Here is a 20,394-nt window from a genome sequence, read left to right as displayed (position 1 = left end):
AGCAGCCCGTGACCGCCGGTAGGGTGGCGGCACCCACCAGCGCCGAGCACCCGGCGCACGCAGTGACAGGCTGGAGAACGCGATGAGCAGCCCGAGCTCGGCGGTCCGTGACGGCGGACGCCCCGACGACGAGGTCCGCAACGGCGACATCGGACGCGCCTACACCGAACTCGCCCGCATCACGCGACGTGCGAGCATCCGGGCGCGCGGCGACGACCTCGTGCTCAGCGTCGTCGACCAGTCCCTCGTCGACTTCGTCGTGCAGCACCCCGGGTGCATGGCGATCGACATCGCCCGGTACCTGCGGCTCAACCGCTCGACGATCTCGCGGCAGCTGTCCGGCCTGCTCGCGGCGGGGCTCGTGCGGACCACCGACGGCGGCTCCGGCAACGCGAAGCCCCTCGAGGCGACCGACGCCGGTCGTGCCGCCCTCGACCGCTCGGTGCGCCTGCACCGCGACGCGCTCGAGGAACGGCTCGCCGACTGGTCGGACGACGACATCGCGCTCCTCGCCGGGCTGCTCGAACGACTCGGCGCCGCCGACGAGGCCGGTCTGCCGATGCCCGCCCGCGCGACGCCGGACGGCCACGCCGGTACGGACGGTCCCGACGCCCCGTGACCACCTCGTTCGTCCTGCTCTCCGACACCCACCTGCCGAAGCGCGCGAAGGACCTGCCGGCTGGGCTCTGGGCGGACGTCGACGCGGCGGACCTCGTCGTGCACGCGGGGGACTGGGTCGACCTCGCCACCCTCGACGCCGTGCAGGGTCGGTCCCGTCGGTTCGAGGGCGTCCGCGGCAACAACGACGGCCCCGAGTTCGACGACCGGCTGCCGCTGGTGGCCCGCTTCACGGTGGAGGACCTCCGCTTCGCCCTGGTGCACGAGACCGGTGCGGCGACGGGTCGCGAGCGCCGGGCGGACGCCGCGTACCCGGACACCGACGTGCTCGTGTTCGGGCACTCGCACATCCCGTGGGACTCGGTCGCGCCGTCGGGGATGCGCCTGCTCAACCCCGGGTCGCCGACGGACCGCCGCAGGCAGCCCGACTTCACGTGGATGCGGGGCACGGTGGACGGGCGTGCGCTGACGGTCGAGACGGTCCGGCTGCAGCCGGCGGCGCGCTGACGCGACCGCACGACCGCCGGACGGGCGAGTCGGCAGACGGGGGACCCACCGGACGGGAGGCACGGCTCGGGTCCGCCCCGTGCCTCCCGACCGTCCCGTGCCGCGTGCGACAACCGTGGTCCGGTCAGTCGCGCTGCGCCGGCGGGTCAGCCGGAGCCGACGGGTCCTCCAGGATCGCCGGGTCCGCCGGGTCCGCGGGGTCAACCCGAGCCGACGGGTCCACCTGTTCCGTCGGCATCCGGAAGAACGCGAGCTCCCACTCGGTCGACCGTCGGTGCACCCGCGCCATCCGCCCCCGCTCGGACGGGTCCGCGGCGGCCGCGAGCGCCTCGACGCGCGCGGTCGCCTCGGCGCTCGCCGCAGCGAACGCCGGGTCGCCGTACGCGCCGAGCCAGTCCGCGAAGGGGTGTCCCTCCGGGGCGCGGCCGAGCTGCGTGCCGACCCAGGCGTAGACCCGGAAGCACGGCAGCACGGCGGCGGCGAGCACCCCGACCGACCCGCTGTCGGCCGCGGCCTGCAGGTGGGCGAGGTACCCGGCGCACGTCGGGTGGACCGGGTCGTCGGCGTGCGTGCCCGCCAGGCGGCGGTGGTGCAGGTCGCGTGCCTCGTCGGCGCAGCCCGCGGCGGCCGAGGCCCAGAACGCCGCGGGCTCGCCGTCCGTGGTGGCGACCAGCCGTCGCAGGTGCTGCTCGTAGGCCCGCAGGTAGTGGACGTCCTGCGCGAGGTACCGGGCGAACACGTCCCCGTCGAGCGTGCCGTCACGCAGGCCCTCGAGGAAGGAACACGAGAGCGTCCGGTCGAGGGTCTCGGCGACGTCCGCCCACCACCGGTCCGTCCAGGTCGTCGGGGGGAGCGCGGCACGGGTGAGCGCACCGTGGTCGAGCGGTCCGTTGCCCGTCCCGACCCGGAGCGCGTCGGCGCCACGGAGTGCGGCGGTGAGCCACGTCTTCGCCCCGCCGACCGCGAGCTCCCAGTCGCCGTCCCGTGCGGCGAGCGTCGCGATCGCGCTCGACAGGGAGCACCCCGTTCCGTGCGTGTTGGTCGTCGCGATGCGCGGGCCCCGGAAGGTGCGGGCGGAGCCGTCGGGCCGGACGAGCACGTCGTCGGCGGTCGGCCCCGTGTCGTGCCCGCCCTTCGCGAGCACCAGGACGTCCCACCGACGGGCCACGAGCCGTGCGGCTTCGAGGGGCGTCGGTGCGGTGCCCCCGGCGAGCGCGACGAGGTCGGTCAGCTCCGCGCGGTTCGGGGTCACGAGGTCGGCGAGCGCGAGCAGGTCGCCCATCGCGGCGGTCGCCTGCCGGTCGAGCAGCCGGTCGCCGCTCGTGGCCACCATCACCGGGTCCACGACGACCACGGGCGGGCGGTGGTCGCGGAGCCAGTCCGTGACCGTACGGACGACGTCGACGGTGCCGAGCATCCCGACCTTGACGGCGTCGACCACCACGTCGTCCGACACGGCGTCGAGCTGCTCGCGGAGGAACCCGACGTCGGGGACGTGCACCGACCGCACGCCGTGGGTGTTCTGCGCGACCAGGGCCGTGACGACGCCCATGCCGTAGCCGTCGTGCGCCGTGATCGCCTTGAGGTCCGCGTGGAGTCCGGCGCCGCCCGTCGGGTCGGTGCCCGCGATGCTGAGGACCCGCGGCACGTGCGGCCGCCCCGGCACCGGCACCGGCGGCACCGGCGGCGACGTCGAGCCCACGGCGGGCTCGGCGGCGGTCACGACCCGCTCCAGGCGCGGAGGTACGCCGCCGCTGCCGCGTGCGGGTCGGCGGCGGCGCAGATCCCGGACACCACCGCGACACCGGCGACACCGGCCGCACGCAGCGGCGCGACGTCGTCCAGGGTCACGCCGCCGATCGCGACGCACGGGACCCCGAGCGGGCGCGCCGCACCGGTGATCCGGGCGACGCCGTCCACGCCGAGCGCCGGCGGGTGGTCCGGCTTCGTCGAGGTCGGGTGGACGACACCGACGCCGAGCAGGTCGACGGTGCCGCGGGGCAGCTCCGCGAGGGCCGCCAGGTGGGCCGGGGCGTTCGCGGTGAGCCCCACGTGGGCGTCCGGCCCGAGGAGCGCGCGGGCGGCCGCGACGGGCAGGTCCGACTGGCCGAGGTGCACGCCCGCGACCCGGTGTCCGGCACGTCGGGCGGCGAGCGCGACGTCCGTCCGGTCGTCCACCACGACGGTCGCGCGGTCCCCGACGGCGTCGGCCACCGCGGCGGTGAGGGCGAGGAGGTCGCGGACCGGTGCCTGCTTGTCGCGCACCTGCACGAGCCGCACCCCGGCGTCGACCGCGGCACGGACGACGCCGAGCACGCCCCTGCCGTGCCGGTCGACGAGCACCGGGTCGGTGACCAGGTAGACGCCCAGGTCCGTCGGGGCGCTCACGGTCGGACCACCGTCGGCGCTGCAGCGGACCCCGGGATCGTCGGTGGTGCGGACTCCGTGGTGATGCGCGCCACCCGGAGGACGTCCTCGGGGGTCAGCGTCGCCAGCCGGTCGAGGAACAGCGGCTGGAAGGTCCCCGGGCCGCCGGCGTCACGTGCGGCGAGCTCGGCGGCGACCGTGTGCACCACCGTCCCGGCGACGGCGGCTGCACCCGGGTCGTCCGGGACCACCGCCGCGAAGGCGGCGACCACCGCGCCGAGCGCGCACCCGCCGCCGGTGATGCGGGTCAGCAGCGGCGACCCGTTCGCGACCCGCACCACACCGGTGCCCGGCGCGACCAGCAGGTCGACGGGACCGGACACGGCCACGGCACCCACGAGCCTCCCGTCCGACGCCCGGAGCGCTGCCGCCCGCGCCTCGTCCGTGCCGACGGTGCTGTCGACCCCGCGGCCGCCGTCGGCGTCGCCGAGCAGGGCGAGGACCTCCGACGCGTTCCCGCGCAGCACGGTCGGCCGGAGCGCGAGGAGCTCGCGGGCGAGGGCGGTGCGGACCGGCAGCGCGCCGACCGCGACGGGGTCCAGGACCCACGGTGTGCCGACGTCGACGGCTGCGGATGCCGCCTCGACCGACGCCGCACGCGGCTCCGGGTGCGGGGTGCCGGTGTTGACGAGCAGGGCGTCGGCGACGCGGGCGAAGGGACCGGCCTCGGTGGTGACGTCGACCATCGCCGCGGAGGCGCCGAGGGCGAGCAGGACGTTCGCCGTGACGTTCTGCACCACGGTGTTCGTGATGCACTGCACCAGGGGGCTGCGGGCGCGCACCTCCTCGAGCAGCGTGGCGGTGCGGTCGGCCCAGTCCGGGGACGGGGAGCCGGCGGGTCCGGGTACGGGCGCAGCAGTGTGCATGGACGATCCCTTCGCGAGTACGAGCTCGAGCAGGTTCGACGGGTGTGATCTCAGCCGCTCGGTGCGGCACCCCGTGTCTCGGACGACACCGTACACGACGTCCGACGACCTCCTCCGGGCACTCCGGGGGTGCGGTGTGCCAGTGTTGACGGGTGCCTGACGTGACCCCTCCCGGACCGCCGCCCGGACCCCGCGACCCCGGCGACGCGTGGGCCGTCGGACCGGACGGCACCAAGGCCTGGGGACGCTTCGGCGCGGCCGGCCTGCTCGTCGACGACGGTGCCGGACGGGTGCTCCTGCAGCACCGCGTGGAGTGGAGCCACCACGGCGGCACGTGGGGGATCCCCGGTGGTGCACGCCACCAGGACGAGGACGCCGTCACCGCCGCGCTCCGGGAGTCCGCGGAGGAGGCCGGGGTGCCCGAGGACGGCATCGACCTGCGGCACGCCGCCGTGCTCGACCTGGGCTTCTGGACCTACACGACCGTCGTCGGTCGCGCCCGCCGCCCGTTCGAGCCGGTGATCGCGGACCGCGAGAGCCTCGCGCTGTCGTGGGTCCCCGTCGCCGAGGTCGACGCGCTGCCCCTGCACCCGGGCTTCGGTGCCTCGTGGCCGGCCCTGCGCGGCGCGATCGAGACGGTGCCGCACGTGGTGGTGGACGCGGCGAACGTCGTCGGCAGCGTCCCGGACGGCTGGTGGAAGGACCGTGCGGGCGCGGCGGAGCGGCTGCTGTCGTCCGTGGCGGCGCTCGCCGGACGGGGCGTGGGCGCGGGGGAGCTCGGGTTGCCCTTCGCCCGCTGGTGGCCGCGGTGGACGGTGGTGCTCGAGGGCGAGGCACGGGCGGCCGGCGCGGGTGCCGGTGCTGCGGGCACGGCGGCGGGTGCCGTCGGTGCCGGCGACCTCGGCGGTGCGGCCGACTCGGTCGGGGTCGTCCGCGCCGAGGGCTCCGGCGACGACGCGATCGTCGAGGCCTCCCGGTCGGCGCTCGGCGACGGACACGCACCGGTCGTCGTCGTCACGGCGGACCGGGAGCTCCGTACCCGGGTCGAGGCCCTGGGCGCCGAGGTCCGCGGCCCCGGCTGGTTCCGCGAGCAGTAGTCCGCCACCGCTGCATCGGTCCGCTGCTGCGTCGGCCCACCGCAGCGCCGGTCCGCTGCTGCGTCGGTCCACTGCAGCGCCGGCCCGCTGCGGCGTCAGCCCTCCGGCACGTACCGCTTCGACGACACCAGCAGCGCCACCCACGACACCACCCCGAGCCCGACCACCACGGCCAGGATCGCCGACACCGGGACCCCGGCACCGCCCGCGATCGCCGCGATGACCGCCGGCGCCAGGAACCCGCTGTACGCCACCGCGTAGAACGCTCCCGTCAGGCCGGCGAGGTCGCGCGACCCGGCGATGCGCTGGACCTCGAGCAACGAGGACACGAGCGCGGTCCCCATCCCCACGCCGATCACCACGTTCGCCGCGAGCCCGACCCACACCGACTGCAGCTCCACCGCCAGGAGCACGACCCCGATCCCGACGGTCATCACGGCGACGGCGGTGACGAGCCCGCGCGCCGAGGACACCGAGTGCACGCGCTTGGCGAGCGGCTGCACCGCGCTCGAGACCCCGAGGGCGACGACGGTCGCGGCGGTCGCGAACACCAGGCCCCACGGACCGGTCGCTCCCGCGAGCCGGGTCGGCAGGTACCCGTAGCCGATCGCAGCGGACCCGAAGATCCACGGTGCCGCGACGACGACCACCCGCGTGAAGCGTCGGTGCCCGGCACTCGGGATCGCCAGCTGCCGCCACCACGGACCGGCGAGACCACCGTTCACCGCGGTCTCCGGCGCTCGCCACACGACGAGGGCGAACGGTGCCGCGACGCAGATGTGCACGAGGAACGGCAGGACCTCGGGCACCGGCCCCCACTGCGCGATCCCACCGGCGACGAGGGCACCGATCCCGGACCCCAGCGTGAAGGCCAGCGACGCGCGCCGTGCCCCGGAGCCGGCATCGGCCGAGGGGTCGTGGCGGCCCTGCGAGAGCTCCTTCACCCAGCTGTTGCCGACCGCCATCGCGATGCCGACCGTGATGCCGGAGAACAGCCGGCCGGCCGCGAGGAAGCCGGGTCCGAACGGCCCGAGTGCCAGGAGTCCGCTGCCGACGACGGCCGCGGCGATGCCGACGAGCATGAGCGGCTTCCGCCCGTGCCGGTCCGAGAGCGACCCGGCGACGAGCAGCGCGGGTGCGAGCCCGAGGACGTAGACCCCGAGGAAGACGTTGACGAGCACGGACGAGTAGTGCGCCCGCTCCTCGTACATGAGCAGCAGCGGCGAGAACTGGTTGCCGCCCCACGAGCACACGAAGACCGCGCCCCAGACCATCGCCCACGGGGCCACCCGGCTGGCCGGCACCGGCACGGAGCCGGTGGTCGGGATGCTCCCGGTCGCGCCGCTCACAGCGCGCCCCGGTGGGACGCGACGTGCGCTCGGAGGACCGCCGCGTACCGCTCGGCGTCCCCGTCGTCGAGGGCCGCGGCGAGCGCCCGGTGCTCGTCGAGCGACGCCTGCAACTGCTCCGGTCGCACGCGCATCAGCTGGTGCCGCAGCCGCTGCTGCCGGTCGCCGAGCGTCCGCGCGAAGCGGACGGCGATCGCGTTCCGCGACGCCGCGACGACGGCGCCGTGGAACGCCGCGTCCCGCTCGACGAAGCGGTCGACGTCCCCGGCGGCCACCGCCGCCTCCTGCTCCGCCAGCTCGGCCTGGAGGAGCGGTGCCAGTTCCGGCACGCGGCCGTCGGTGACGACGCGGGTCGCCGCGGTCGACTCGATCGCCTCACGCACCTCGAGCACGTCCGCCGCCTCGTTCGGGGACATCGGGCGCACGACGGCGCCCCGGCGGGCGCCGAGCAGGATGAGGTCCTCGGCCGCCAGGCGCAGGAACGCCTCGTGCACGGGTGTCCGCGAGACGCCGATCTCCCGGCAGAGCACGTTCTCGCTGATCGCCGTGCCGCCCGGCAGGTCGCCGCGGATGATCGCCCGCTTGACGTGCTCGTACGCCCGTCCTGCGGCGGAGACCTCGGTGCTGGTGTCGCTCACGGCAGCCGATCCTACGCCTTGCATGCAAGCTTGCACACGTTGTGGAGCGAGATCGTCACGCGGTCGTCGTGACCGGATCGAGACATCGCCCACCCGGCGTCGCTACGCTGACCCTCACGTCAACGGAGACGTACCGATCAGGAGGTCACGATGGAGCGTGTCACCAGAGCCGACGACCGTGTGCACCGCCCTGCGGGGCCCTGGACACCGACGGTGCACCGGCTGCTCGCGCACCTGCACGAGCAGGGCTTCGTCGCGGCACCAGAACCGATCGCCGTCGGGGACGCCCTCGAGACGGTGAGCTTCGTGCCGGGCACGGCGGGCAACTACCCCTGGAGCGCCGAGATCGCGAGCGAGGCGGCCCTCGTCACGTCCGCGCGACTGCTGCGCCAGTACCACGACGTCGCGGCGACCTACCCGCGGGACGACGCGGTCGACGTCTGGTCGCAGGCCGAACGGCTGCCGGTCGAGACGATCGTGCACGGTGACTTCGCGCCGTACAACTGCGTGTACGACGGCATCGCCGCGGTCGGGCTCATCGACTTCGACACCGCGCACCCCGGGCCGCGCGTCTGGGACGTCGCGAGCGCGGTCTACCGCTTCGCGCCGTTCACCACCGGTCTCGTCGAGGGCAGTTCGGCGCCGGGACTCGACGAGCGCCTCGACCGCGCGGCGGAGTTCTGCCGCGCCTACGGGCTCGACGACCGTTCCCGCGGGGTGCTCGTCGAGACGATCACGGCCTCGCTCGTCGCCCTCGTCACGACCATGGAGACCGAGGCCGCCGCGGGGAACCCGAAGTTCCTCAGCGACCTCGAGCACGGGCACGCCGACCTGTACCGGGCCGACGTGGCGTGGATCGAGTCCCACGCGGACCTCATCCGCGCGGCCGTCACCGCCGACTGACGTCCGCGCGGACGAGCTGCGCGGGGCACCGGCGTCGGTGCGGGACACCGCCGTGCACGTGAGACGCCGGCGTCGGTGCCGGACGCCGCAGAGCCGTCGAGACGCCGGCGTCGGTGCCGGACGCCGCGGAGCCGTCGAGACGCCGCCGGATCCCGCGGCGTCTCGACCGGCGGACGGCGTCTCGCACCGACGCCGTCGTCTCGCCGGTGTGGGACGCGCGTCGGACCGCGGCGTCCCGCGCAGACGCCGGCGTCTCGGGGCGCGACGCGCGCGTCGGACGTGCACCGGGCCTCCCGGCAGCTCCCAGCCCGCACGCGGCGGACTCCGATGCTCCAGCGGGTAGTGTCGCAGGGCCATGACCGACAGCCCGGCCGACGCCACCCCGTACGAGGTCCTCGGCGTCCCCGCGACCGCCGACGACGACGCGCTCCGCCGTGCGTACCGTCGTGCCGCCCGCGAGACCCACCCCGACCTCGGTGGAGACGCCCGGCGCTTCCGCCAGGTGCAGATCGCGTGGGAGCGCATCGGGACCCCGGCTGCCCGCCGGGCGTACGACGCTGGCTCCCGCACGTCGACCCCCAGCGCAGCGTCCGGTCCGTCCGGGTCCTCGGTCTGGTCGCACGACGGCGAGGGGTTCGCGCCCCCGACGGCTCGGCGCGACTCCCGGCCGCGGGCGCGCTCGTACGGGCACCCGGGTGGTCGTTCCCGCGAGGTCTTCCTGCAGGCCGAACGCGAGTGGGTCGGCCTCGGCGACCCCGTCGAGGACCCGTACGACCCGGCGCTGGTCCGCTCCGCGCCGCGGCACATCCGCCGACTGCTCGCCGAGGCCCTCGCGGAGGAGGCGACGGCGTCGATCATCGCGGAGATGGGCATCGGCGTGACCGTGTGGCACGACCTCGACGCCGGTGCCGAGGGCAAGCTCGACCACGCCGTGCTGACCCCGAGCGGACTCTGGGCCGTCGAGTCGATCGACTGGGGCGCTCCCGTGCGCATCGAGCACGGTGACATCGCCGGCGAGACCCTGGCGCCGGGCGAGCGTCCGGTCAAGGAGCTCGTGCGGGCGGCCCGAGCGGTACAGAAGCAGACCCGCGTGAAGTTCACCGGACGGCTGATGGTCGTGCCGGACTCCGCCGTCGACGAGGACGTCCAGGTCGTCGGGTCGGCGCGCAAGCCCACCGCGCTCGTGGTCCGTCGCAGTGCGCTCGGTCAGGTCCTGAACGGGGTGTTCTCCCCGGAGGGCTCGGTCGACGTGTTCGACGTCCGCGACCGCCTGCAGCAGACCGTCCGCTTCGTCTGACGGCGGCGCGACGCCCGGTCGCGTCAGTGGCCGCGGAGCTTCTCGAGGTCGCGGCGCTCCCGCTTGCTCGGACGACCGGCGCCTCGGTCCCGGGTCGGGACGAACCCGGCCTCCTCGCGGGGGAGCCGGGGCGGGGTCCGGTCCTCGAAGTGCTTCGCCGCCTCGGTCGCGCTCGTCCGCTTGAGGATGATGCCCGTCACGACGACGATGCGGTCGAACCCGTGCTGACGGACCCGCACCTCGTCCCCGGGGGCGATCGGCTGCGCCGGCTTCGCACGTTCCCCGTTCACCCGGACGTGGCCGGCCTTGCACGCACTGGTCGCGGCGGACCGGGTCTTCGTGATCCGCACCGCCCAGATCCAGCTGTCGACGCGCGCCTTCTCCATCCCACCACCCTAGGCGGCGCAGCCCTGCGAGCAGCCCGCGCCGGGGAGCCGAGCGGGCCGACACCCGAGCCGTGCGACCGGGCCGTACGCTCGACGGGTGCAGGAACCGCGGCAGCAGGACCCGGACGGCCGGGCTCCGAGCGAGCAGGATGCCCTCGCCCGGGCGCTGGCGCTCGGCGTCCTGCGTGCGGCGTCCCCCGGCGACCGGCTCGTCGTGCGGGCACGGGTCGGGGACGGCGCTCGCGACGCCCTCGGCACCCTGTCCGCACGGACCGTCGACACGGTCACGATCGAGACGCGACGGGGGCACGTCGACGTCCCGCTCGCCGACGTGGTCGCGGCGAAGCACGTGCCCCCGCCGCCGACACCGCGGACGCGCCGCCCCTGAAGGGCCAGGGGACGCAGCCGCGCGACGCAGCCCGGCAACGCAGCCCGCGACGCGGCCGGCAACGCAGCCTCGCGACGCAGCCCGCGACGCAGCTCCACCCACCTCGCCCGACGGCGAGCAGGCTCCGCCCGCGCGGCGCACCGGCGAGCCGTCGCCGTCCCCGCAGCCGTCGCCACGTAGCCTCGACCCATGGCCGTCCCCGTCCCGCTCGGTACCGAGGACCGAACCTCCCGCCTGACGCTCCGCCGCCCCGACCGCTGGCGCCGCGAGGACTCCCCGCAGGCCGACCTCCGGCTGACCGGTGACGACGTCGTCCTGACCGTCCGGTCCCGCCCCTCGGAGCGCACCGTCGCCGAGGAGCACACCAGCCTGCTCGAACGCCTGCCCGGGTCGGTCGAGGGCCTGCGGCTCATCGGCTGCGACCCGTGGACGACCGCGGGCGCCCCGGCACGCCTGGTCGAGTACGTCCGCCCCGACGAGGACGGCGACGTCGCGGGCGCCCACCTGCTCTTCGTGACCGGTCGGCACCGGGTCGACCTGACCGTCGAGCGGCCGCTCACCCGGATGCTCGCGACCGACGACCTGGTCTCGACCGTGCTCGAGTCGGTCCGTGCCACCGAGCCCGCACCCGCCCGCCCGCAGCGCGAGCTCGAGGCCCTGCCGGTCGCGGCGCCGGTCCCGCAGCTCGACGGGACGCACCTCGGGCCCGACGCGCTCACGACCCTGCGCAGCCTGGCAGGACGCCGGTGGGACCCGATGCTCCTGCGCTCGCCCGCCGGTCGCGAGCTCGTGCAGACGGGGCTCGTCGGCCGCCTCGGGACGCTCCCCGAGACCACCCAGGAGCTCCTCGCGCCGTGGGCCGACGACACCCGGCCGGTCACCCTCGAACAGCGCCTGCCCGACGGGCTGACCACGCGCCTCCAGGCCTGGTCGGAGACCGTCGTGGACGGGACGGACGAGACGGGCGGCACCGTGGCCCGGCTGCCGGTCGAGCGCGTGGTCGCGCTGGCGGCCGGGAGGCTCGGCATCCGCCCGTCGTGGACCTTCCCCTTCCGCACGGGGTCGCTCCACGCGGACCTGCTGGCCCGCAGGACGGGTGCGGCCGACACCGCGCCGGACCTGCCGGTGGCCGTCGCCGAGGCCGACCCGCGGCTCGCGCGCTTCTGGGCCGCGCCGTGGACGGTCTCGTCGATCCGTCGCCCGGGTCGACCGGCCCCCGTCGTCGTCGTGCACGCCGAGGGCGTCGGGTTCGCCCGGGTCGGACGCACGGAGGCCGGGGAGACGGCCTTCCGGTCCGACTCCCCGGCGAACGTGTACCGGTCCGTGGTGCGCGCGCTGCTCGGCTGAGGCCGCTGCTGCCGCTGCTGCTGCTGCTGCCGCTCGGGCGGCGCTCTCGCTAGGCGGCGGGGCCTGCGGTCAGGGTCACCGTCACGGTGTGCGCCGTGCCCGAGGCATCGGTGTAGCCGACCTGCACACGGTCACCGACGGCGTGCGAGCGGATCGCGGACGTCAGTGCGTCGTTGCTCGTGACCGCCGTGCCGTCGAGGCTCGTGATGGTGTCGCCGGCGACCAGTCCCGCTGCTGCGGCGCCCGAACCGTCGACGGTCCCGGCGACCGGCACACCCGCGGTGGTCTGCGTCGCCGCGGTCGAGCCGACCTCGACGCCGAGGAACGCCGGCAGGCCGATGGTGACGGTGTCCGAGGACTCCCCGGCGAGGATCTTGTCCGCGATGGCCTTCGCGGTCGTGATCGGGATCGCGTACCCGGTGACCTCGGCGGAGCCCGACGACGCCGCGGTGGCCATGCCGACCACCTCGCCCTCGCTGTCCAGGACCGGACCGCCGGAGTCGCCCGGGACGATCTGCGCGGCGACCTCGATCAGGCCCTGCAACGACTCCGTGCCCGTGCCGGACTCGCTCTGCACCTGGATGTCCTGGTCGAGGGCGGTGACCGTGCCCGCGGCGGCGACGAGGTTGCCCGTGCCCTCCGCGTTGCCGACGTCGGTCACCGCGTCCCCCGTCGACGGTTCGCCGTCGTCGTCGAGCGTCACCGTGGACAGGCCGGACGCGTCCTGCAGCTTGAGCACGGCCACGTCGTGCGTGGCATCGGTGCCGACGACCTCGGCCCGGTACTGCTTGCCGGTCGTCTCGTCGGTGACCGCGATGCTCGTGGCGCCCTGCACCACGTGGTTGTTCGTCAGGACGAAGCCGTCCGCGGTGAGGACCATACCGGTGCCCGCGGCCTGCGACGAGGTGTCGTAGTTCATCACGGTGTCGATCGTCACGACGCCCTTCGTCTGGGCCGCGGTCGCCGGGGTCGCGGCGGTCTGCGTGCCCGTGCCGGTACCGCTGCCGCTGCCGCTGCCGCTGCCGCTGCTGCCGTCGCTGCCCGAGCCGTTCCCGTACCCGGGCACGGTGAAGCCGTTCGTCCCGCCGCTCGTGCCGGAGCCACCGCCCGGCAGCGTCGTGGTGCCCTGCGACTGGCTCGACGTGGTCGTGGCGCCCTGCGAGGACAGGCCGAGCGCCGTCCCGCCGGCCGCGCCGATGATCGCCAGCGCCGCGACGCCCGAGCCGATGACGAGTCCGAGCCGCCGGGGGCGCTTCGCGCCGGGGTGGTTCGCTGCCGCCGCACCCGAGGTCCAGCCCCAGGGGGTGCTGCCGGCCGTCGCGCCTGCTGCCGCCGTGCTCGTGCTCGCGGTACCGGGACGCGGGTCCGTGGGACCGCCGAGGGCCGCGCTGCCGAGCAGGTACGGGCCGCGACCGTCCGGGGTGTAGGCGTACGGCCCCGAGCCGTCGGTGCCGTACAGCCACGGGCCGCTGCCGTCGAAGGCGTACGCCGGGCGGAGGGTGTCGCGGTCGGCGTGCGGGGCCTCCCAGCCGGGACGGTCGGTCGCGCGCTGGTCGTCGGCGGGGTTCTCGTTCATGGGTGCTCTCCGGTCGTCCCTCGACCACCCGAGGGGTGGCGGTTCGTTCCTCGACGACCCGATCGGACGTCGACGGAGACCAGTACAGGAGCCGAACCCATGACGACCCTATGAACGGACCCTGTGCCGGCTCCGGGCTTCCTCGGGGGCCGCCGAACGAGGGGCGGGATTAGGCTTGCCGCACTTCCCATGCGCGCGTCCTCACCCGTCACCCCTGCAGTCCGGCCCCGCCCGGCACCCGCCTCGCGGTCCCGTCTCGTCGGGGCAGCGCTGCTCGCCGTCGCCGTCCTCGTGGTGGCCGTCGCGCTCTCCGTGGCGTTCGGCTCGCGCCCGATCCCGCTCGGCACCGTCCTCGACGTCGTCCTGCACCCGCACCGGGACGACGAGGTGGGACTCATCGTGCTCGGCAACCGCGTCCCGCGCACCGTCGTGGGGCTGCTCGCCGGCGCCGCGCTCGGGGTGGCCGGTGCCGTGATGCAGGGCGTGACCCGGAACCCGCTGGCCGACCCGAGCATCCTCGGCATCAACGCCGGAGCAGCCCTCGCCGTGGTCGTCGGGATCGCGGTGTTCGGCATCAGCGGGACCGCCGCGTACCTGCCCTTCGCCTTCGTCGGGGCCGGGCTCGCGGCGCTGCTCGTCTACGGCATCGCGGCCGTAGCCCGGCGGGGCCTGTCGCCGGTGGGCCTCGCGCTCGCCGGAGCGGTCGTCGCCGCCGCCCTGTCGTCGGTCACCACGGCGGTCCTCGTGTCGAGCCAGAGCCTGCTCGACCAGCTGCGCTTCTGGCAGGTCGGAGCGCTCGCCGGCAAGGACCTCGGCACCGCCGGCGTCGTGGCCGTCCCCGTCCTCGTCGGACTCGTCGTGGCCGCCGGGCTGGGACGCTCCCTGAACACCCTCGCGCTCGGGGACGAGCTCGCCGCGTCGCTCGGCCAGCGGGTCGTGCTCGTCCGCATCGTCGGCGGTCTCGTGACGGTCCTGCTCGCGGGTTCCGCGGTGGCAGCCGCCGGACCGATCGCGTTCGTCGGCCTCGCCGTCCCGCACGCCGTCCGCCGGCTGAGCGGGCCCGACCAGCGCTGGACGATCCTCCTGTCCGCCCTCGTCGCACCCGCGCTCCTGCTCGTCGCCGACGTGATCGGGCGGGTCGTCGCGTACCCGGGGGAGCTGCAGGTCGGCATCGTGACCGCGCTCATCGGTGCCCCGGTGTTCATCTGGCTCGTCCGGTCGCGGGTGGTGACCGGCCTGTGACCGCGGTCCGTCGCGAGCTCGCCGTCCTCGGCGCGGTGGTCGTGCTCTTGGGCGCCCTCGTGCTCGTCGGGCTCGGGGTGGGGGAGATCCCGCTCTCGCCGCTGCAGGTCGCCGGTGCCCTGGTCGGACACGGTGACACCGTCTCGGACTTCGTCGTCGGGCAGCTCCGCGGCCCCCGGGTCGCCGGTGCCGTGCTGGTCGGTGCCGCGCTGGGCGCCGCCGGCGGCATCGTGCAGAGCGTCGTCCGCAACCCGATCGCGAGCCCCGACGTCATCGGCATCACCTCGGGCGCGAGTGCCTCGGGGCTGACCGCGATCGTGCTCTTCGGGGCGAGCGGCGGTGTGCTCTTCGGGTCCGTCGTCGTCGGCGCCCTGCTCGTGTCGGTCGTCATCGCCGCGCTCTCCTGGCGTCGGGGGATCACCGGCAACCGCGTCGTCCTGGTCGGCATCGGGGTGGCGGCGATCTGCCTCAGCATCACCGGCTGGATGCTGACCGCGGGCACCGTCCAGCAGGCGGGCACCGCGCTCCTCTGGCTCTCGGGCAGCCTGAACGCGGTGGACCGCACCCTCGTCGGCATCCTCGCGGTCGCCGTCGTCCTGCTCTTGGCCGCTGCGCTCGCGCAGTCCCGCCGGCTGACGGTCCTCGCGCTCGGGGACGAGGTGGCCGCCGCCCTCGGACTCCGGCCCGACCGCGCGAAGTCGCTCCTGCTCCTCACCGCCGTCGGCCTCACCGCGGGAGCGGTCGCGACGGCGGGCCCGGTCGCCTTCGTCGCGCTGATGGCGGCACCGATCGGACGCCGTCTCGTCGGCAACGGGCGGGTCGCGCTCGGCGTCGTCGCGGCCGTCGGCGCGGTCGTCACGCTCGCGAGCGACCTGCTGGCGCAGTTCGCGATCCCCGGCAACGCCCTGCCGGTCGGTGTGGTCACGGGCGTGGTCGGGGCGCCGTACCTGCTCTGGCTCCTCGCACGCGGGCGGTAGGCGCGGTACCCGGCCCTGCCGGGCGTACCTGGCCCTGCCGGGCGTGCCTGGTCGTTCCGGGCGTACCCGGCCCTGCGAGGCGTACCTGATCGTTCCGGGCATGCCTGGTCGGTTCGGGCGTACTTGGTCGATCCGGGCGTACCTGATCGTCCTGGTCCACCAGGTACGCCCGTTCCCGCAAGGCATCCCACCCGTTCTGGGAAGGAACGGGCGCACGGAACGGGTGTCGGCGATCGACGCACGCATGCACGGACGGACGGGAGGCGCGGTGCGGGCCGGCACCGCGCCTCCCGTCCGTCACATGGTCGCGCTGGCGGCCCTGGCGGCCCTGGCGGCCCTGGTGGCGCTGGTTGCGCTGGTGACCCGGGGCGCTGGTGGCGCTGGTGACGCGGGGCGGTGCCGGCCGAAGCAGCTGGGCGTGCCCCCCCTCGTGCGGGAAACCGCGCGCGGTCCCGCGATGCCGCACTGCGCTGCGTGATGCCGCACACAACCGCCCGGACCCCCCGTTCGGGTGTCGGCGGCCTGCGGGATCTCTCGTACCGTCGTCCCGACCGACCGGACCCCCGACAGCGCCCGACCCGACGGAGTGCTGGTCCGGAAGGAACGAAGGACTGCCATGCCCGATCCGTCTGCCGGCGCACCGACGCGCCGTCGTCAGTGGGGTGCCGAGCGCCGGACCCGTCCGCTCGACACCCTGCACGCACGCCCCTCCGACCGGAAGCTCGTCTCCGGTCGCGTGGCGATCATCCTGACCGTCGCCTTCTGGCTGGCGTACGTCGTCTACACCGTGATCCGCCAGTTCCTCGACTACGGCACCGAGAGCTTCCGCTTCACCACCGAGGCGATCTCGTACCTCGTCGTCGTCACCTTCCTGACCTTCTCCGCGCTCATGCACCTGGTGGCCCGCCAGGGTGCGATGGAGCGGTTCGCGAGCCACGTGCGGGTCCCGCGCGCCGAGCTCGACCGACACTTCGCCTCCGGCCACGAGGCACCGATGACCGTCCTCGTCCCGAGCTACGCCGAGGAGCCGGACGTCGTCGCGACCACGCTCTGGTCGGCAGCGCTCCAGGAGTACCCGTCCCTGCGGGTCGTCCTGCTCGTCGACGACGCGCCGTTCCCGACCGACCCGGCGACGCTCGACAAGCTGGAGCGCACGCGCGCGGTCGCGGACCGTATCCAGGCACAGCTCGAGGTCCCCTCGCGCCGGTTCCAGGAAGCGCTCTTCTCGGCCGAGGTCGAGGCGGACGCCGCACCGTTCGCCAGCACGCACGCGCTCCGGACCCTCGTCGAGCACCACCGCTGGGCCGACGCGTGGCTCCGCCGGAACGCCCGGGAGCACGAGGTCGCCGACCACGTCGACCGGTTCTTCCACGACCAGGTGCTCGTCGGGCTCGCCGACGAGTTCCGGCTGACCGCCGAGGCCCTCGAAGCGGCCATCGCCGACGCCGTCGCCCTCGGTCAGGACTTCAGCGAGGTGACCTCGGCGCGGGCGCTCGAGCTGCAGCGCCGTCTCGCCTGGACCTTCACGGCGGAACTGACCACGTTCGAGCGGAAGCGGTACGTGAACCTCTCCGACGAGGCCAACAAGGCGATGAACCTCAACGCCTACATCGGCCTGATGGGCGGGGCGTACGCGTTCGACGAGACCGCGTCCGGGACCGTCCTGCGCACCGTGGACGACGCCGACGCGGCCGACCTCGTGGTCCCGGCGTCGGACTACCTCCTGACGCTCGACGCCGACTCCGTCCTGCTCCGCGACTACTGCCTGCGCCTGGTCTACTTCCTCGAGCAGCCGGAGAACGCCCGGGTCGCCGTGACGCAGACCCCGTACTCGTCCTTCCGCGGCGCTGCCACGCGCATCGAGCGGCTCGCGGGGGCCACCACCGACATCCAGCACATCCTCCACCAGGGGATGTCCCGGTACGACGCGACGTTCTGGGTCGGGGCGAACGCCGTCATCCGCACCCAGGCGCTCCGTGACATCGAGGAGGTCGAGACCGTCGGCGGCTTCGAGGTGAAGCGCTACGTCCAGGACCGCACCGTGATCGAGGACACCGAGTCGAGCGTCGACCTCGGCATGCACGGCTGGACGCTCGTCAACTACCCGGAGCGGCTTTCGTACAGCGCCACGCCGCCGGACTTCGGGTCGCTCGTCGTCCAGCGCCGCCGCTGGGCGAACGGCGGCCTCCTCATCCTGCCGAAGTACGTCCGCCAGGTCCGTGAGCGCCGGGCACGAGGCGAGCGGGTCGGTCTCGTCGAGATGGCGCTGCGCGTCAACTACATGGCGTCGATCACCTGGGCGTCGTTCGGGCTCGTCTTCCTGCTCGCGTACCCGTACGACTCGCGGCTGCTCAGCCCGATGGTGCTGCTCGCGGCGCTGCCCTACTTCTGGCTGCTGTCGAGCGACCTGCGGTACTGCGGCTACAAGCGCACGGACGTCTTCCGCATCTACGGCTTCAACCTCATCCTCACGCCGGTGAACGTCGCGGGCGTGCTCAAGAGCATCCAGCAGGCCCTCACGGCGAAGAAGATCCCGTTCGCGCGGACGCCCAAGGTGCGGGACCGCACGGCCTCGCCGGCGCTCTACGTCCTCGCGCCCTACGCGATCGTCGCCTTCTCGGTCTTCACCTTCGTCCGCGACTACGGCGCGCAGAACTGGGGGAACGCGGTCTTCGCCGCCTTCAACGCGCTCCTCGCCACCTACGCGATCGTCGCCTACATCGGCGTGTGGAACTCCGTGGTCGACGTCTGGCTGTGGGCCACGCGCTGGATGTACTACGACCCGTCGGCGCGCGCAGCCCGTCGTGCCGCTCGTCGTACCGCTCGTGCGGCCGCCCGTGCCGACCGTCGGCGCGGACGTCGTCGCGGCGGTGTCCGCCCGGTCCCGGAGCCCGTCCTCGAGGACTGGCACGCGGTCCTGTACTTCGGACACGGCGGCGGCAACCTGCCCGTCCGGCACGACGCCGACGTCGTCGGAGCGGCGGGCGCACGTGCCACCGCGTCCGCCCAGGCCGACGCGACCGGCCCGCGCCAGGAACGGAGCGCAGCCTGATGTCGACGACGAGACGACTCTCCCCGGTCCGGGTCACCATCGCGGTCGTGGTCGCCGCCGCCGTCGCCGTCGCCGGGTACGCCGGCTTCGACCGCTGGCACTCGGCGCAGGCGACCGAACGGCAACCAGCGTGGTTCGCCGCCTACACCGACGTCACCGCGACCCCGGTCTTCGCGTTCGAGGACGTCAAGTCGGCCAAGGGACGCAACGTCATGCTGTCCTTCGTCGTCGCCGACCACGACGACGCCTGCTCGCCGACCTGGGGCTCGTACTACTCGCTGCAGGGTGCGGCGGACCAGCTCGACCTCGACCGCCGTGTCGCCCGTCTGCAGCAGCAGCACGGCGAGGTCGGGGTGTCGTTCGGCGGCCTGGCGAACGACGAGCTCGCCACCACCTGCACGAAGGCGTCCGCCCTGCTGGGTGCCTACCGGCAGGTCGTGCAGCGCTACGACCTGTCGACCGTCGACTTCGACGTCGAGGGCGACGACCTCACGAACCGCGCTGCGGGGGAGCGGCGTGCAAAGGCGGTGGCGGCGCTCCAGGACGAGCGCCGGGCCGCCGGTCACCCGCTCGCGGTGTGGCTCACCCTGCCGGCCGCGCCCTCGGGGCTGACGTCCGACGGGACCACCGCGGTCGCGCAGTTCCTCGCCGCCGGCGTGGACCTCGCCGGGGTGAACGCGATGACGATGGACTACGGCGAGGCCAAGGGGTCGAGCCAGAGCATGTACTCGGCATCGGTGCAGGCGCTGCAGGAGGTCCAGCGACAGCTCGGTGTCCTGTACCAGCGCGCGGGCACGCCCCTCGGTGACGGCACCCTCTGGCACAAGGTCGGGGCGACGCCCATGATCGGTCAGAACGACCTCCGTGACGAGGTGTTCTCGCTCAGCGATGCCCGGAAGCTCAACGCCTGGGCGCGCGACCGCGGGCTGGGGCGCATGTCGATGTGGTCGCTCAACCGTGACACCACGTGTGGGTCGAACTACGTGAACCTGTCGACCGTCTCGAACTCGTGCTCCGGCGTCGACCAGGACGGACTGCTCTTCGCCGACGTGCTCGGCAAGGGGTTCGGCGGCGGGATCGTCGCGGCGGCCTCCGACGTCACGGAGGCCGAGCCCTCCGCCACCGAGCAGCCCACCGACGACCCGAAGACCAGTCCCTACCCGGTCTGGGACCAGGACGCGTCCTACCTCGAGGGCACGAAGGTGGTGTGGCACCGCAACGTCTACGAGGCGAAGTGGTGGACGTCGGGCGACCTGCCGGACGATCCGGTGCTCAGCGCGTACGAGACGCCGTGGCAGATCATCGGCCCGGTCCTGCCGGGGGAGAAGCCCGTGGAACCGCTGACGCTGCCCGACGGGACCTACGCCGCGTGGTCGGGGACGAAGCAGTACGACACGGGCGCCCGCGTCCTGTTCCACGGCATCCCGTACCAGTCGAAGTGGTGGAACACCGGCGACAGCCCCGAGGCGTCCACGAGCGACCCGGACGGGTCGCCCTGGGTCCGTCTGAAGGACGCCGAGGTGCGTCGGATCCTCGACGGGCTCGCCTCGGGCGAGCCGGCGCCGACCGCCACCGCGACGGCGACGCCGGCACCGTGACGACGCACCCCGCGATCCGGTCCGGCCTGGAGGCACGGTGCGGGTCCGCCCCGTGCCTCCCGTCCGTCGGCTGGGTCACGGCGGTGTGTTCGCTGTGCGCGTGCTCCTGAGTTCTCCCCAGCCCCG

General features: G+C 74.6%; 18 protein-coding genes and 1 riboswitch. Of the genes, 11 read left to right on the top strand and 7 right to left on the bottom strand.

Going from position 1 to position 20,394, the window contains the following annotated elements; translation table 11 throughout:
- The first annotated feature begins 82 nt into the window (after positions 1-82).
- Both JOD95_RS03795 and JOD95_RS03790 read left to right on the top strand, forming a co-directional pair.
- Positions 83-619: a MarR family winged helix-turn-helix transcriptional regulator gene (locus JOD95_RS03795; RefSeq protein ID WP_066653673.1), complete on the top strand. Its 537-nt coding sequence runs from the start codon at positions 83-85 to the stop codon at positions 617-619.
- A complete protein-coding gene (locus JOD95_RS03790; protein WP_209683136.1) occupies positions 616-1,125 on the top strand; it encodes a metallophosphoesterase in 510 nt (169 codons plus the stop codon). The genes JOD95_RS03795 and JOD95_RS03790 overlap by 4 nt, the downstream gene beginning before the upstream one ends.
- 124 nt (positions 1,126-1,249) lie before the next feature.
- On the opposite strand, the gene thiD is transcribed toward JOD95_RS03790, so the two are convergent.
- The 3 genes from thiD to thiM all read right to left on the bottom strand — a co-directional run bounded on the left by thiD (position 1,250) and on the right by thiM (position 4,418).
- Positions 1,250-2,848, bottom strand: coding sequence for a bifunctional hydroxymethylpyrimidine kinase/phosphomethylpyrimidine kinase (gene thiD, locus JOD95_RS03785; RefSeq protein ID WP_307810359.1), 1,599 nt, complete (start codon positions 2,846-2,848; stop codon positions 1,250-1,252).
- Entirely contained in the window at positions 2,845-3,513 is a 669-nt protein-coding gene (thiE, locus tag JOD95_RS03780) for a thiamine phosphate synthase (protein WP_209683133.1), read from the bottom strand. The genes thiD and thiE overlap by 4 nt, the downstream gene beginning before the upstream one ends.
- Positions 3,510-4,418, bottom strand: coding sequence for a hydroxyethylthiazole kinase (thiM, locus tag JOD95_RS03775; RefSeq protein WP_209683130.1), 909 nt, complete (start codon positions 4,416-4,418; stop codon positions 3,510-3,512). The genes thiE and thiM overlap by 4 nt, the downstream gene beginning before the upstream one ends.
- Positions 4,407-4,502: riboswitch (TPP riboswitch) on the bottom strand. It overlaps the preceding gene by 12 nt.
- 68 nt (positions 4,503-4,570) lie before the next feature.
- Here thiM and JOD95_RS03770 point away from each other — a divergent pair.
- Complete coding sequence (locus JOD95_RS03770) at positions 4,571-5,515, top strand: NUDIX domain-containing protein (RefSeq protein WP_209683127.1); 945 nt, start codon at positions 4,571-4,573, stop codon at positions 5,513-5,515.
- A 95-nt stretch (positions 5,516-5,610) separates the two neighbouring features.
- Here the strand turns inward: JOD95_RS03770 and JOD95_RS03765 are convergent, their stop codons facing one another.
- Both JOD95_RS03765 and JOD95_RS03760 read right to left on the bottom strand, forming a co-directional pair.
- Positions 5,611-6,864, bottom strand: a complete 1,254-nt coding sequence (locus JOD95_RS03765; RefSeq protein ID WP_209683124.1) for an MFS transporter — start codon at positions 6,862-6,864, stop codon at positions 5,611-5,613.
- Positions 6,861-7,502, bottom strand: a complete 642-nt coding sequence (locus tag JOD95_RS03760) for a GntR family transcriptional regulator (RefSeq protein WP_066653683.1) — start codon at positions 7,500-7,502, stop codon at positions 6,861-6,863. The genes JOD95_RS03765 and JOD95_RS03760 overlap by 4 nt, the downstream gene beginning before the upstream one ends.
- Before the next feature lie 150 nt (positions 7,503-7,652).
- Here JOD95_RS03760 and JOD95_RS03755 point away from each other — a divergent pair, with 150 nt between their 5' ends.
- Entirely contained in the window at positions 7,653-8,405 is a 753-nt protein-coding gene (locus JOD95_RS03755) for a phosphotransferase enzyme family protein (RefSeq protein WP_209683121.1), read from the top strand.
- A gap of 355 nt (positions 8,406-8,760) precedes the next feature.
- Positions 8,761-9,702: a DnaJ domain-containing protein gene (locus JOD95_RS03750; RefSeq protein WP_209683119.1), complete on the top strand. Its 942-nt coding sequence runs from the start codon at positions 8,761-8,763 to the stop codon at positions 9,700-9,702.
- A 23-nt stretch (positions 9,703-9,725) separates the two neighbouring features.
- Here the strand turns inward: JOD95_RS03750 and JOD95_RS03745 are convergent, their stop codons facing one another.
- A complete protein-coding gene (locus JOD95_RS03745) occupies positions 9,726-10,088 on the bottom strand; it encodes an RNA-binding S4 domain-containing protein (protein WP_066653687.1) in 363 nt (120 codons plus the stop codon).
- Between the two features lie 97 nt (positions 10,089-10,185).
- Here JOD95_RS03745 and JOD95_RS03740 point away from each other — a divergent pair, with 97 nt between their 5' ends.
- On the top strand, positions 10,186-10,476 hold the full coding sequence (locus tag JOD95_RS03740) for a hypothetical protein (protein ID WP_235426549.1): 291 nt from the start codon (positions 10,186-10,188) through the stop codon (positions 10,474-10,476).
- A gap of 189 nt (positions 10,477-10,665) precedes the next feature.
- The gene (locus JOD95_RS03735; protein ID WP_209683116.1) at positions 10,666-11,823 is read left to right on the top strand and encodes a hypothetical protein; all 1,158 of its coding nucleotides are present in this window, start codon (positions 10,666-10,668) and stop codon (positions 11,821-11,823) included.
- Between the two features lie 49 nt (positions 11,824-11,872).
- Here JOD95_RS03735 and JOD95_RS03730 read toward each other — a convergent pair whose 3' ends face one another.
- Positions 11,873-13,399: a S1C family serine protease gene (locus JOD95_RS03730; protein ID WP_209683114.1), complete on the bottom strand. Its 1,527-nt coding sequence runs from the start codon at positions 13,397-13,399 to the stop codon at positions 11,873-11,875.
- A 189-nt stretch (positions 13,400-13,588) separates the two neighbouring features.
- Here JOD95_RS03730 and JOD95_RS03725 point away from each other — a divergent pair, with 189 nt between their 5' ends.
- The 4 genes from JOD95_RS03725 to JOD95_RS03710 all read left to right on the top strand — a co-directional run bounded on the left by JOD95_RS03725 (position 13,589) and on the right by JOD95_RS03710 (position 20,268).
- Entirely contained in the window at positions 13,589-14,641 is a 1,053-nt protein-coding gene (locus JOD95_RS03725; RefSeq protein ID WP_209683112.1) for an iron ABC transporter permease, read from the top strand.
- Positions 14,638-15,618, top strand: a complete 981-nt coding sequence (locus JOD95_RS03720) for an iron chelate uptake ABC transporter family permease subunit (RefSeq protein WP_209683109.1) — start codon at positions 14,638-14,640, stop codon at positions 15,616-15,618. Before JOD95_RS03725 ends, JOD95_RS03720 begins: the two co-directional genes overlap by 4 nt.
- Positions 15,619-16,234: 616 nt before the next feature.
- Complete coding sequence (locus JOD95_RS03715; RefSeq protein WP_066653693.1) at positions 16,235-18,670, top strand: glycosyltransferase family 2 protein; 2,436 nt, start codon at positions 16,235-16,237, stop codon at positions 18,668-18,670.
- Positions 18,670-20,268, top strand: coding sequence for a chitinase (locus JOD95_RS03710; protein WP_209683106.1), 1,599 nt, complete (start codon positions 18,670-18,672; stop codon positions 20,266-20,268). Before JOD95_RS03715 ends, JOD95_RS03710 begins: the two co-directional genes overlap by 1 nt.
- Positions 20,269-20,394 lie beyond the last annotated feature (126 nt).

Source organism: Curtobacterium sp. 1310, from assembly GCF_017834105.1.
Taxonomy (GTDB): Bacteria; Actinomycetota; Actinomycetes; order Actinomycetales; family Microbacteriaceae; genus Curtobacterium.
The sequence above is the reverse complement of the archived record's forward strand: the minus strand, read 5'-3'. Positions and strand labels throughout refer to the sequence as shown.